Source organism: Candidatus Omnitrophota bacterium, from assembly GCA_041650805.1.
Classification (GTDB): Bacteria; Omnitrophota; Gorgyraeia; order 2-01-FULL-45-10; family 2-01-FULL-45-10; genus JBAZKM01.
Window position 1 is genome coordinate 99418 of record JBAZKM010000006.1, and the last position, 14026, is coordinate 113443.

At 52.1% G+C, this 14026-nt stretch carries 13 protein-coding genes; all 13 read left to right on the forward strand.

What is annotated here, in order from left to right; all coding sequences use genetic code 11:
- Positions 1-50 precede the first annotated feature (50 nt).
- The 13 genes from WC515_05695 (at position 51) to nikR (ending at position 14021) form a co-directional block, all read left to right on the forward strand.
- The gene (locus tag WC515_05695) at positions 51-1886 is read left to right on the forward strand and encodes a proton-conducting transporter membrane subunit (GenBank protein ID MFA5146841.1); all 1836 of its coding nucleotides are present in this window, start codon (positions 51-53) and stop codon (positions 1884-1886) included.
- Position 1887: 1 nt separating this feature from the next.
- On the forward strand, positions 1888-2811 hold the full coding sequence (locus tag WC515_05700) for an NADH-quinone oxidoreductase subunit H (protein MFA5146842.1): 924 nt from the start codon (positions 1888-1890) through the stop codon (positions 2809-2811).
- Position 2812: 1 nt separating this feature from the next.
- Positions 2813-3445: a hypothetical protein gene (locus WC515_05705; GenBank protein ID MFA5146843.1), complete on the forward strand. Its 633-nt coding sequence runs from the start codon at positions 2813-2815 to the stop codon at positions 3443-3445.
- An 8-nt stretch (positions 3446-3453) separates the two neighbouring features.
- On the forward strand, positions 3454-4911 hold the full coding sequence (locus tag WC515_05710) for a proton-conducting transporter membrane subunit (GenBank protein MFA5146844.1): 1458 nt from the start codon (positions 3454-3456) through the stop codon (positions 4909-4911).
- Positions 4881-6458, forward strand: coding sequence for an NADH-quinone oxidoreductase subunit C (locus WC515_05715; GenBank protein MFA5146845.1), 1578 nt, complete (start codon positions 4881-4883; stop codon positions 6456-6458). Before WC515_05710 ends, WC515_05715 begins: the two co-directional genes overlap by 31 nt.
- Positions 6459-6461: 3 nt before the next feature.
- Entirely contained in the window at positions 6462-6983 is a 522-nt protein-coding gene (locus tag WC515_05720; GenBank protein ID MFA5146846.1) for an NADH-quinone oxidoreductase subunit B family protein, read from the forward strand.
- Between the two features lie 152 nt (positions 6984-7135).
- On the forward strand, positions 7136-7948 hold the full coding sequence (gene thiM, locus WC515_05725; protein MFA5146847.1) for a hydroxyethylthiazole kinase: 813 nt from the start codon (positions 7136-7138) through the stop codon (positions 7946-7948).
- Positions 7948-10053 carry an ATP-binding protein gene (locus WC515_05730; GenBank protein MFA5146848.1) on the forward strand — a complete coding sequence of 702 codons (2106 nt, stop codon included), beginning with the start codon at positions 7948-7950 and terminating at the stop codon, positions 10051-10053. Before thiM ends, WC515_05730 begins: the two co-directional genes overlap by 1 nt.
- A gap of 91 nt (positions 10054-10144) precedes the next feature.
- Positions 10145-11002, forward strand: coding sequence for a hypothetical protein (locus WC515_05735; GenBank protein ID MFA5146849.1), 858 nt, complete (start codon positions 10145-10147; stop codon positions 11000-11002).
- Between the two features lie 26 nt (positions 11003-11028).
- A complete protein-coding gene (locus WC515_05740; GenBank protein ID MFA5146850.1) occupies positions 11029-11925 on the forward strand; it encodes a metal ABC transporter substrate-binding protein in 897 nt (298 codons plus the stop codon).
- Entirely contained in the window at positions 11922-12668 is a 747-nt protein-coding gene (locus WC515_05745; protein ID MFA5146851.1) for a metal ABC transporter ATP-binding protein, read from the forward strand. Before WC515_05740 ends, WC515_05745 begins: the two co-directional genes overlap by 4 nt.
- Positions 12665-13519, forward strand: coding sequence for a metal ABC transporter permease (locus tag WC515_05750; protein MFA5146852.1), 855 nt, complete (start codon positions 12665-12667; stop codon positions 13517-13519). Before WC515_05745 ends, WC515_05750 begins: the two co-directional genes overlap by 4 nt.
- A gap of 88 nt (positions 13520-13607) precedes the next feature.
- Positions 13608-14021, forward strand: coding sequence for a nickel-responsive transcriptional regulator NikR (nikR, locus tag WC515_05755; GenBank protein MFA5146853.1), 414 nt, complete (start codon positions 13608-13610; stop codon positions 14019-14021).
- Positions 14022-14026: the final 5 nt, after the last annotated feature.

Consider the following 14026-nt stretch of genomic DNA (forward strand, 5'->3'; position numbering starts at 1 on the left):
TTTTAACTACGGGCAGAGGTTTTTCTTTTTATAAGGGCTATTTCGTCAACATGCTGGATATCTTACCGAAACAACTTTTTCTGTTCGATCCGCTTTCTGTATTCTTCCTCTTCGCGATCTCTGTCATTTCCCTGCCGGCGGCAATTTACTCTTTCAGTTATCTTAATGGCAAGTATTCATCCGCCAGGATAACCCTCGCCACATTCCTGCTGCTCGTTTTTATATTATCGATGGCCCTGGTAGTTACCGTGAACAACCTTTTTGTCTTTCTTGTATTCTGGGAGATCATGTCCCTCGTCTCCTATTTTCTTGTGGTCTTTGACACAAAGCACGAGAGGTCCATACGGGCAGGGATGATCTATATAGTGATGGCGCATATCGGCACCGCCTTTCTGATAGCCGCGTTCTTTATCATGTATAAACATGCGAATTCCTTCGATCTTTTCGCGATAAAAGATGCCTGCCGGGCGATGCCCGCACGGACCAAAGACGCGGTATTTTTACTGCTCTTGATCGGTTTCGGGACAAAGGCGGGGATCGTGCCATTGCATATCTGGCTGCCATATGCCCACCCTCAGGCGCCGAGCCACATTTCAAGCATCATGTCCGGGGTCATGATCAAGACGGCTATTTACGGGATCATCCGGTTTGTGGTATTTACCCTCGGCGTAAATTCTTCCTGGTGGGGAGTCCTGGTCCTGATCTTAGCGGTGATCTCCTGTCTTGTAGGTGTCATCTATGCGCTCATGGAGCACGATATAAAGAGGCTGCTTGCATACCATAGCGTGGAAAATATCGGGATAATACTGTTAGGGGTGGGGCTGGCGATTTTTTTTACAAGCAGGGGCCTGCCTTATTTAGCCGTCTTTTCCATGATCGCCGGCCTATACCACCTGATAAACCACGCCATCTTTAAAGGGCTGCTCTTCTTATGCGCGGGCAGCGTATATAAGGCGACAGGCACCAGGGATATAGAGAAATTGGGAGGGCTGATCAAAAAGATGCCGCAGACCGCGGCCTATTTTCTGATAGGGTCGATGGCGATCTCCGCTTTACCGCCCCTGAACGGTTTCGTGAGCGAATGGATGACTTTGCAGGCATTCTTTTTAGGGGCTTTTAATGTGGCGGGAGGAGCCAGGCTTTTCCTTGGGATCTGCGCCGCGATGCTGGCTTTGACAGGCGGCCTGGCCGCCGCATGTTTTGTCAAGGCATTCGGGGTGACTTTCCTGGGGCTTCCCAGGAGCCATTATGCCCGGGATGCGAAAGAGGTCTCACTTTCCATGAGGGCCTGCATGCTCTTCCTGGCGCTTTTGACCGCAGGTTTTGGCCTGCTGGCCGCGGTGATCATCAGGTACCTGGCGATAGTTTCCGGGTCGGCAACCGGTGTCGATGTAAGCGGCATGAGTTTTTCCCTTAGCAATTTCACAGTCAGCCCGCAGATAGGCCGCGGCATATATCTTTCCGCCCCTTTGCTTGCGCTCGTATTGGCCGCGCTCGCCCTTGCGGGGTTTGTCGTGTACAGGTTATACAGTAAAGAGAAGGTGAGAGATCGCGGGACATGGGATTGCGGTTACTATAATTTAGGTCCGCGCAACGAATATACGGCAACCGCTTTTTCCAAGCCGTTCAGGATCGCCTTCAGTTTTTTTCTTTTGCCTTACCGCAGGACGCAGAAGATAAGGGAGTCGTTCTATCATGTTAAATCGTTCGCCTATGAGACGCACACCACTCCCGTATTCAGGAAATTCGTTTACGACCCGGCGCTTGCCATTGTGTTGAAAGCCGCTAAGTCCATGAGAAGGATACAGCCGGGAAGCATCCATCTCTATCTGGCGTATATCTTTTCTGCCGTGCTGTTGCTGATAATATTTATGAGCAGGTTCTGAAATGGGAGAGATCGCATTTATCTTACTGCAGCTGGTATTTTTTATCGGGGTTGCCCCGTTTTTAAGCGGCCTGGTCACCCGGATAAAGAATAATATCAGGATGCGGAGGGGGCAGAGCGTCCTTCAGCCATATTACAATTTAGCGAAGCTTTTTTCCAAGGGCGAAGTGGTATCCGGGACCGCTTCATGGATATTCAGGGCAGCGCCTTTCGTTGTGATCTCTTCGGCGTTAGCCGCAGCGCTGCTCATCCCCGTCTTTATCTCCTCAAGCCCTCTGCATCGCATGGGCGATCTTCTGGCCCTTATATTTATCCTGGCCCTGGGACGTTTTTTCCTTGCCCTTGCGGCATTGGACGCCGGAAGTTCTTTCGGCGGGATGGGATCGTCGCGGGAGATGTTCATCTCAAGTTTAACCGAGCCGGTCTTCGTGCTGGCGGTATTTTCCGTATCTTTACAGTTCGGTTCAACGGATATCTCGGCGTTCGGCGGCGCGCACGCAATAACCGTTTCTTCTATCGTAGCCGCCGCGGCCCTTTTCCTTGTCACGATCGCGGAGACATCGCGCATCCCGGTCGATAACCAGGAGACGCACCTTGAGCTGACCATGGTCCATGAGGCGATGGTCCTGGAATACTCGGGCAGGTCCCTCGCCCTGATAGAGATGGCCTCTTACATAAAACAGATGATCTTCTTTTTCCTTATTGCGCAGATCGTCCTTCCCGCAGCAATTCCCGTTTCGTTCGAGCTGACGCGATCTCTACTGTGGGCCCTCTGGTATCCGGTCAGGATGATCATCATCGCGGCCGCGGTAGCCCTGGTGGAGGTATCGGTTGCAAAGATGCGCCTCTTCAGGGTGGCGGACTTTTTAGCCTTTGCCTTTGTCCTGGGGGTCATAGCTACAGTATGCGCTATCCTGGGAGTTTAAAATGCCGGCAATGATCTTATTCTCCACTTTAGTCACAGCATACCTTATGGTAATAGCCAAAAGGGTGCCTTCTCTGATCCGGTCTTTCCGGTATCAGTCATTTTTTCTTTTCGTGATGACCTTAACGGCCGGTTTTTCGGAAAGGCATATGGATCTCTATTTTGTAGCGGCCCTCATCCTGGTCCTGAAGGTATTCATAATACCGCATTTCCTGTGCCTGACAGCAAAGAGGATAAATGTAGATGAAAATCTCGGACTATTTGTGAACCCGCAGCTTTCGTTGATCACGGCGCTTGCGCTCACTTATTGCTCATGGGTCCTTTCCAGGGCCGTTACGTCCGGCAGCGGCTATCCGTGGATCGCGATCACGGTCAGCTTCTCCACGGTCTTTATCGGCGCGTTCCTTATGGTATCGCGCATGAAGGCATTTGCTCAGGTAGCGGGCCTGCTTGTCATGGAGAACGGGATCTTTCTTCTGGCCTCGTCTATCTCCGGCGGCATGCCTTTTTTTGTCGAGATCGCCGTATTTTTTGACGTCTTTATCAGCGTCATCGTCATGGGGCTTTTTGTATACAGGATCAACAAGCTGTTTACGCATATCGATGTAAATAAACTTTCACAATTAAGGTGGTAAGGTAATTTATGCATATATCCCTGATCCTGGGCATCCCTATTTTACTTGCTGCAGGAGCCCCTTTTTTAAGGCGGCATAAGGCGTTCGGGGTGATCAATGCCCTCGGATATCTTGCGGTATTATCTGCCAGCATACTTCTTTTGATGAAGGTCATCGTATCGGGCGGTGTGATCTCTCATCCTGGTTTTATATACATAGACGGTCTCGGCGCGTTCTTCATTTTTGTCACCTCGGTTATCGCGTTTGCGGCAGCGCTTTATTCGATCGGCTATATAGAAAGGGAGAAGGAGATGGGGATAATATCGGATAAGAGGTCCGGCGCATATTATCTGCTCTTCAACCTGTTCTGTTTTTCTATGCTTGTCGTTCCATCGGTAAATAATCTGGGGATGCTCTGGGTCGCCATCGAAATGACCACGCTTATTTCAGCGTTCCTGGTAGGGTTTTACAACAGCAAAGAATCTGTAGAGGCAGCATGGAAATACATAATCATCTGTTCGGTGGGCATCGTCTTCGCGCTTTTAGGCACGATACTTTTCTCTTATGCCTTTTCCGTTTCGGGAGGCATAAAGAGCCTGGACTGGTCCGATATTGCCGCCGGCGCGGGTATGATGGACAAAAACATACTTAAACTCGCTTTCATTTTTATCCTGGTGGGGTACGGGACGAAAGCAGGGTTGGCCCCTATGCATACATGGCTGCCGGATGCGCATAGCCAGGCGGTGGCGCCCATAAGCGCGCTTCTTTCCGGGGTCCTGCTGAAGACGGCGATATATGCCATCTTAAGGTTCGGCATGATCGTGATAAAGAGCGTGGGGTTCCAGTATTTCGGCAATCTGATGATCTTATTGGGATTGATCTCCCTGTTGATATCAAGCGGCTTCATCCTGGTCCAGAAAGACCTTAAACGGCTTCTTGCCTACAGCAGCATCGAACACGTGGGGATAATCTCTATCGGTTTTGGTTTGGGCGCGCCGCTGGCCGCGGCCGGGGCGCTATTGCACGTTTTCAACCATGCGGTTACGAAGTCGCTTATGTTTTTCGGGGCAGGGAATATCGTAGGTGCTTACCAGAAACATAATATGAACTCTATCCGCGGCGTGATAGCTGCGCGGCCGTTTACGGGCATCATGACGCTCCTGGGAATGTTTGCCCTGATCGGGACCCCGCCGTTCTCGATATTCGTCAGCGAGATGATGATAATCATCGCCGCGTTCGTTAACGGCTCATATCTGGCGGCCGGCTCGCTCTTAATATTGTTAGCGGTCATTTTCGGCGCCTTCATCTACCATTTCGGAGAGATGCTTTTTGGTAACCCCCCCAAGGGGATGGCGATGAAGGGGGAACCGTTGAGCGGAAAACTGGCGTTCATATTCCTGTTCTTTCAGATATGCGCATCGGGCGCCGCGGTCTTATTCATTAAAAAGGACCTGTTATGGATCACTCAGAGATTATTTCAGGTATAAAGAAGAGATTCCCGGGTTTTGAGGCGGATTCAGTATTGCAGGACCGTCCGGATGAGGTCTCTATCAAGGTCACCCCGCGGGCCTTTAAAGATACCTGTCTGGCATTGCATAAGTCGCTCTCTTCTCCGGTGATGATGCTCTTTGCGCTTGATGAGCGGGAAAAAAGGGGCGTATTCGCGGTCAACGCCGTATTCGTGAATTTTAAGAGAGGGCAGTGGGTCATCGTGAAGATGGATATCCCGCAGGAGAACCCCTCCTTCGATTCGCTGGCGAAGACCATACATTCAGCGACCCTCTTTGAACGCGAGATACGGGAGATGTTCGGCATCGAGCCGACGGGCCATCCCTACCCGAAGAGGATGCGTCTGCATGATGAAGTCAGCGCCGGAGGAAATTATCCTTTACGTAAAGATTTCCGGAAGATGGAGCATGGCGATCTAAGCGAGTATAAGTTCGACAGGGTAGAAGGGGAGGGAATATTTGAGATCCCGGTCGGGCCGGTACACGCAGGAATAATAGGCCCGGGCCATTTCAGGTTCAGCGTTGCCGGAGAACCGATAATAAATCTGGAGATAAGGCTTGGATTCACGCATCGGGGTGTGGAGAAACTCTTTGAAGGCAAGCGCTGTACTGACGCGATCCTGCTGTCGGAATGTGTCTCCGGCGACTCAAGCTTTGCGCATAGCCTTGCTTTTACCATGGCTGCAGAGAAGATCTCCGGTATATCGGTCCCCGCCCGGGCGGCTTACTTAAGAGGTATTTTCCTGGAGCTCGAGCGCATGTATAATCATGCAAATGACATCGGCGGCATAGCAGTCGACGTGGGGTTCAGCTTTCCCTCTGCCTACGCCTCGATCATCAAAGAGGCGATCCTGCAATTGAACGGTAAGATAACCGGTAACAGGTACCTGAAAAGGGTTAATACGTTAGGAGGTGTACTGGCGGATATTGACGGGACCAAAGAAGAGATACTCCTCGATTCTCTCAGGCGGATAAGGCGTGATTTTGATGAGCTGGTCAGGATATTATACTCCAGCGTCTCTTTTATGGACAGGGTGGATACCACGGGAGTTCTGCGCAGGAAGACCGCCGAGGACCTTGGCGTTATCGGCCTCGTAGCCCGCGCTTCAGGCATCCCCGCGGACCTGAGGAACTATTTTCCCGGGGTGTATAAAGAGGCCGGGTTTAAGATGGCAACAGAGGGTCCGGGAGATGTACTGGCCAGGCTGCGGGTAAGGGTCGCTGAATTCGAAGAATCATGCCGCTTGATCGAAGAATTCGCGGCAAAGCTTGATGAGGGCGGGATATCAGGGACAGGAGAGAGGCCGAAAGAAGGCAGCGCACTGGGTTACGCGGAAGGGTGGCGGGGGCCGGTTTTGTACTGGCTTAAGACCGATCCTGCGGGTTTGGTCGAAAGGTGCAAGATAGTCGACCCGTCTTTTTTGAACTGGCAGGGGCTGTCGTATGCAGTACTGGGAAATATCATCCCCGATTTTCCGCTTTGTAACAAAAGTTTCGATCTATCTTATTCAGGGAATGACCTATAGGCCATGATATATATACTGAAGAACAGGATCCTGAAAGGCGTCGTCACCAGACATATCGAGCCGGGGCTGTCCGGAGATATAGAGGAGGCAGGTCCTGAATTGAGGTCTTTGATACGGAAAAGATTCGGCAGGTCCCTCCATATACGGGAAGTCGACACGGGTTCCTGCGGGGCATGTGAATCGGAGATCATTTCGGCAAATAACCCGGTCTATGACCTGCAGCGGTTCGGCATCAATTTCGTCGCTTCGCCCCGCCACGCCGACTGCCTTTTAGTGACGGGACCCGTATCGAGAAATATGCTCATGGCCCTCAAGAAGACCTATGAGGCCATGCCCGAGCCGAAATTTGTCATCACCTGCGGGGATTGTGCCATTGACGGAGGACCGTTCAAAGGTTCTTATTATATAACAGGCCCGGTAAAGGATATCCTCCCAGTTGCCCTGCATATACCGGGTTGCCCTCCGGGTCCGCTTACGATCATAAGATCATTACTGGCCTTTCTAAGAGAACCTCCCAAAAATTAACCTCAGCCAACTCATCATCCCTTTCTGCCGGGGGGAGTTTATCCTATAACATACCATGGGTGGAGATAGAAAGTAGTGGCAGCAACCGTTCTCTTGTAGTAAGATAATCGCTGGTCGTATATTTTCAAGCAAGAAAAGGAGCCGGGGCCCGGATGAAAAAGAGAGAGATAGATGTCTATAAGCTTTTGAAAAGGGTCAGGGATGAGAAGCCGCTGGTACACCACCTGACCAACTGGGTCACCATATATGACTGCGCCAATATCGTCAAGTTACTGGGCGGCTCTCCTGTCATGGCCCATGCCAGGGAAGAGGCAGGCGAGATGTCAGCCATATCCTCCGGGCTCGTCCTGAATATCGGCACGCTCACCCCGGAATTCGTGGAGGCGATGAAAGTTGCCGCCAGGAGCGCCAATACGAAAGGTATACCGGTGCTGCTGGATGCCTGCGGCGCGGGGGCGACGCGCTTAAGGGATGAGAAATGCTTTGAATTGATCAAAGAGGTGAGAATAGATATATTAAAGGGTAACGCCTCCGAAATAGCCAGGCTCTCCGGAGAGGATATACGCACAAAGGGGGTCGATGCGGCTTCCGTCGATAGCGATAAGGCGGGCCTGGCCCATAAGCTCGCGGGAAAATTAAGCTGCACCGTGGTCATAACGGGCAAAGAGGATATCGTAGCGGATAAGAATAGGCTATATCTTATAAGGAACGGAGATCCCGTGATGGCCGATATCGTAGGCACGGGCTGCATGGCCGCCTCAGTGATAGGTACTTTTGCCGCAGTCGAGCCAGACCTGAGTTTAGCCGCGGCATCCGGCCTTGTCTGTTTTGAGGTCGCCGCGGAGGTCGCCGCCAAGGGTTGTCCGGGCCCGGGGTCTTTTAAGCAAAGGCTTTTTGACGCCATTTTTAAGCTCGATGAGAAAGCGGTCCGGACGATGCAGAAGGTAATGGTGGAGGAGAAGTAATGGCGAGATCGAAGGACGGAAAGATCATCAGGGCGGCCGGAGGTATCAGGAAGAAGATAACGGTGGCTATATGTTTGTCTATACTGGCCCTCCTTATCATAGGGGTCTCCCTGGGGTATATGTGGGCATTTGTCCTGATGCGCAATACCGTCGGGGATGACCATGAGAAGATGGCGGCGATCCTGGCGTCCGGCATTGGCGATATTATAGAACATCGCGTGGAGACCATGGAAGGGTATGCGAGCGATATCGTATGGGTTAACGCCGCAGACGAGAAGAACCTCATGTATAGAGATATGGATACAGAGACCATGCGGCGATATTTTTCGGATATGGATATAAAGTGGACGGACGGTTCTCCGGAAGACCCCCTGGTGAAAGATATCCTCGATAACGGGGTCTCCGAAGAGTTAAAGGCCATAACCGAGAAAGACAGGACCGTCGCGGAGATCTTCATTACCGATGCGCGGGGCGGTCTCGTAGCGGCTTCGGAAAAGACGAGCGATTTTTATCAGGCCGATGAAAGGTGGTGGCAGAAGGCATACAACGGCGGGAGAGGAGATATGTTCTTGGGGGATGTCGAATATGACAAATCTTCCGGTGTCATGAGCATAACTTTTGCCGCGCCCATGGTCAAAGACGGAAGGGTCGTCGGGATATGCAAGGCAGTTTTAAATTTTGAATTCTTCATCAAACCGTTAAAGAAAGTGAAGATAGGCAAGAGCGGGCATGTATCCCTTATAGATAAAGAAGGGAAGATATTGTTCCATGAGGGCATGAGGCCGTACGAACGAAAGATCCTGAGCGGGGAGAAGGTCGGTTTGATGATCGGCGCGAAGAAGAGATGGGACATCATCACCGCCAACGCTATCCATGTCAAACCCGTCTTTACCGCGTGGGCTAAGGTCGAAGAGCCGCTTTTAGAAAAGGAAGGGATCTCGTGGCTGCTCCTTATCTCTCAGGACCGGGAAGAGGTCTTCCGGCCGCTCTATGCCCTGATCTTCCAGGGGATGGTCATCTCGATATTTCTCATATTGATAATCATACCGGTAGGGTATAGTTTAGGGGCGGGTATAGTGGAGCCCATAAGAAAGTTACAGGACGCCACGGCGCGTATCGCCGCGGGGTCGCTCGATCACAGGGTCGACCTGAAGACGGGAGATGAGCTGGAAGACCTTGCGGATTCTTTCAATAAGATGACCGACTATCTGCGGAAGAGCACCACTTCCATAAAAAATTTGAACGCAGAGATCGCCGAGCGTAAGAGGATAGGGGATGAGCTGCGCAGGGCATTGGAAGAAGAGGTCAGGTCGCGCGAAATAATGACTAGCATGCTGGAGGACAATAGCCAGATAAGGGAGAGGCTGGAGAAGAGCATACGGGAGTTACAGGACACCCAGAACCAGCTTATACAGGCGGAGAAGATGGAGGCCATCGGCAGGATGGCGAGCGGCGTGGCCCACGAAGTGAAGAACCCGCTGGGGATAATATTGCAGGGCATAGACTATCTTGAGATGGTGCTGCCCGCGGATAATAAAGACAACCGTGAAACGCTCCAGATGATGAGAAAGGGGGTCATGAGGGCCGATGGGATCGTTCGCGCGCTTCTCGATTTCGCGCGGGCCGAAAAGCTGAATGCGATGCCGCAGGACATCAATGCTGTTATCGAAAGCTCTATCATCTCGGTCGGACACAGGCTCAAGTCTGCCGGCATAGAAGTTGTCAGGGAGATGAAGGATGGTTTGCCGGATGCCCTTATAGACGCAGGGAAAGTGGAACAGGTGTTAATAAATTTACTGAATAATGCGGCGGATGCTATGCAGAGAGGCGGGAAGCTCTATGTCCGGTCATACCAGTCGGCGGCAGGGAAGGCCGGCGGCAAAGGTTCTATAGTCGTGGAGGTGGAAGATACAGGTGCCGGTATGGACGAAGGGGTTAAGGGGAAGATATTCGAGCCGTTCTTCACCACGAAAGACCGCACGCAGGGGACAGGCCTCGGCCTTTCGATCGCGAAGAGCATAGTCGACCTCCATAACGGTTCGATAAATGTTGAGAGCCATAAGGGCAAAGGGACAAAGGTCACCCTGGCATTCAGGTCATCATGAGGTAAGGGCGGTAGATAAGGCGCCGTTGCCGGTTGACTGTGAAGAATATTTCGTTGTATAATGTGACCATGAGAGCGGGAAGGGAGGCGTTATGATGAAAAAATATCTGACCATAGCGGCGGTTGTGGCTGTTGCGATCATCGCATTGGCATTTGCCAAAGATATGATAATAAAGATATCGGTAGAAAAGGGCGTAGAACTTGTTACGGGCCTCAGACTTAACATAGGCAGCATGAGCGCAGGGGTCCTCAGGCCGGTAGTCGACATCAGGAACCTCAGACTATTAAACCCCCCTGCCTTTCCGGACAGGACCATGATCGACATGCCCGAGATTTACGTCAAATATGACCTTCCGGCCATAATGGGCGGCAAGATACACCTTCCGGAGGTACGCCTTGCGCTTAAGGAGTTCATCGTTGTGAAGAACGCAAAAGGCGAACTTAACCTCGATGCCTTAAGGACGGTGCAGGCCCAGAAAGAGGGCAAGGCGCCTTCCCAGGAGGCGCCCGGCAAGGCCCCGGGAATAAAGATAGACTCTCTCAAGCTCAGCATAGGGAAGGTCATCTATAAAGATTACTCAAGAGGCGGCGCGCCGGACGTGAAAGAGTTCAACATTAACCTGAACGAGAGTTATACGAACATCGACGATCCGTATACGCTTGCAAGTCTTATAGTCGTAAAGGCATTGATGAACACGTCTATCGCCTCGCTTACAAATTTTGACCTAAACGGATTGCAGGGTACCGTAGGAGGCACCCTCGCCGGCGCTCATAAGATAGCATCATCGGCAATGTCCACAGCGCAGACGACCATAGCGACCACCCAGAAGACGGCAACCCATGCTGCCGCAACGGTGACCGATACGGCGAAGAAGGCACAGGATACCGTGACGCAGACCGCAGACGCGGTGAAAGATATATTTAAGAATCCCTTCGGTTCCGGTGAATAAACAATATAAGAGACCTCTATCAGGTTATGGGCAATCCCAGGATCTTTATCCTTCCCCCGTTTATCATATTGGCAGTTCAGCTATTTTTTATCTGCCCGTCTGCCGTTAGCGAGGCGGATACCGGGACGGTCGATGTGGTAGCGTCGTTCTATCCCATGTACATCATGGCCATCAACGTCTGTAAAGACGTCCCCGGCGTTACCGTAACGAACCTCACACCGTCCGCATCCGGCTGCCTGCACGATTATTCGATCACGACCGATGATATGAAACGGCTGGAGGGAGCGGAGATATTCGTCGCGAACGGCGCGGGTATGGAACCGTTCATGGATAAGGTCATATCCAGATATCCTTCTATGAAGACCGTCCGATTGGCCGACGGCATCCCTTTGATCAGGGACCAGGGCGGCGAAGAGGATAACCCGCATCTCTGGGTCAGTATATCCGATGCCATGCTTCAGGTCAAGAGCCTCGGTAAGGCCATGGAGACGTTCGATCCGGGACATAAGGAGCTGTATCGCAGTAATACCGACGGATATCTGGCGAAATTGGACGCCCTGAGGTCCCGCATGCAGTCGGAACTCGCCCCGTTCAGGGGCAGGAAGATAGTCACGTTCCATGAAGCGTTCCGGTATTTTGCCGGGGAATTCGGCCTGGAGATAGCCGCCGTAGTAGAACGTGAACCCGGCAGCGCCCCGGGTTCTAAAGAGCTGGCCGAAACGATAGATCTTATCAAAGAGAACGGCGTGAAGGTCCTCTTCAGCGAACCTCAATATCCGGCAAGTGCCGCTGACACAATAGCCAGGGAGACCGGCGCGACTGTCTATATGCTCGACCCGGCCGTGACCGGCCCGGACGATCCGGACGCCTATCTTAATATAATGGAAGAGAACCTCGCTACCCTTAAGAAGGCCTTATCGTGACAAAGACCTGCGAACATTGTTGTACAAGGATAGAGAACTTGGATGTGAGCTTCGGCGCCGTCAGGATATTGAAGGGCGTGAACCTGCACGTCAACTGCGGCGAGCTCATAGCCATAGTCGGGCCGAACGGTGCGGGGAAGACGACTCTATTGCGGGCGATACTCGGGGAGATACGCTATACCGGCAGTATAGATTTTCAGGTCAAGGGGATGCCGTGTAAAAAGCCGCGCATCGGGTATGTCCCGCAGAGATTGAATTATGATCCCGACTCACCGATCAGCGTGCTGGACCTTATCGCCAGCGCGATCAGTGACGATCCGGTGTGGCTGGGGGTCAACCCTTTACTGACTGCAAAGATCAGGGCTTCTTTGGCCGGCGTCTCCGCGGAGCATCTTTTGAATAAAAGGATAGGTGAACTGTCAGGAGGCGAACTGCAGAGGGCGCTCCTGGCCATGGCGATGACGCCTGAGCCGGACCTCCTTTTGCTCGATGAGCCGATGTCCGGGGTGGACGCGAAAGGGCTATCGCTCTTTTACGAGATCGCATCATCCTTAAGAAAGGCGAGGGATGTCACCATCCTCCTTGTGACGCATGATCTTATGGGCGTGGCGCCTCACGCGGACAGGATGATATTGCTTAATAATTCGGTCATAGCGAGCGGCGAGCCGAGGGCGGTGCTCTCCGATGAGCGGCTTATCAGCGCGCTCGGTCCTAGCCTCTGGAACATCTCAAAACTGCCATGATAGATATCTTTCATAGACTTATAGAATTTGTGATGCCGTTCGACTGGGCGAGGTACGACTTCATGAAGAACGCCCTCATGGCGGTCATACTGGTAACCCCTGTCTTTGCCCTCGCCGGAACGACGGTGATCAGTAAACATATGGCATTCTTTTCGGATGTCCTGGGCCATTCCGCCCTCACGGGCCTGGCCATAGGGATAGTGCTGGGACTATGCGACCCGACGCTGTCAATAGTCGTCCTCGGGATATTGCTGGCGGTCGCGGTGGTCATCTTTAAAGGGACGACCCAGGCCACATCCGATACTGTGCTGGGTGTCTTATTCGCCATGGTGGTGGCCCTCGGCATAGTGATCCTTAGCCGCGGCGGAGGGTTTGCTAAGTATACCGCTTATCTGATAGGTGACATACTGACGGTCACGCCGGGGCAGATATTTATGCTGGCCGTTATCACCATGGGCGTATTGTTATATTGGTTTATTTTCGGGAATAGACTTGCCCTTGTAAGCGTCAACCCTTCGCTTGCCGCAAGCCGAGGGATAAATGTCTTATTGATGGAGATAAGTTTTGCCGTGCTTGTGGCGATCGTCGTCACGTTATCCATACGCCTCGTAGGTATCCTGATAATAAATTCCCTCCTGATATTGCCTGCGGCCTCATCGCGTAATATATCGCGGAACATACACAGCTACACGATATGGGCGATCATTATCAGCGTTACGTCCGGCATAACAGGGTTGGTCGTCTCTTATTACTGGGGCACGGCCTCCGGCGCGACGATCGTGCTCTTCGCCGCCTTCTTTTATTGCATCACGGTCCTCTTCAGGGCCAGGCGCAGGACTTCGAAGGGCTGATAGTAGATTTTGCAAAAAAATAGTTGACTTGAATATCTTTTGTGCTACTATATTTAAAAAAGTAGCACTTCAGCTATAAGAAGGAAATATGGCAGGATTGGCGCGGTTCGGCATATCGACTGACAGGGACCTCCTGGAGAAGTTTGACCGGTTGATGGAAGGTAAGGGTTACACCAACCGGTCCAAGGCCTTCTCTGACCTCATGCGCCAGGAACTGGTAAAGAGAGAATGGGCCGCAGGCAAAGAGGTCGCCGGTGCGGTCATCCTGATCTACGACCATCATAAGAGAGAGCTTGTGAATAAGCTTATGAATATCCAGCACGATTTCAGCAAGGTGATCATCTCGACCCAGCACATACATCTGGACCACGACAACTGCCTTGAGATAGTGGCGATAAAAGGGACTGTGGCTGAAGCCCGGGAGCTTGCCGACGCCATGAAGGCCGTCAGGGGGATCAAACATGCGACACTGGGGATGTCGAGCACCGGCAAGGGGATATGATTTTT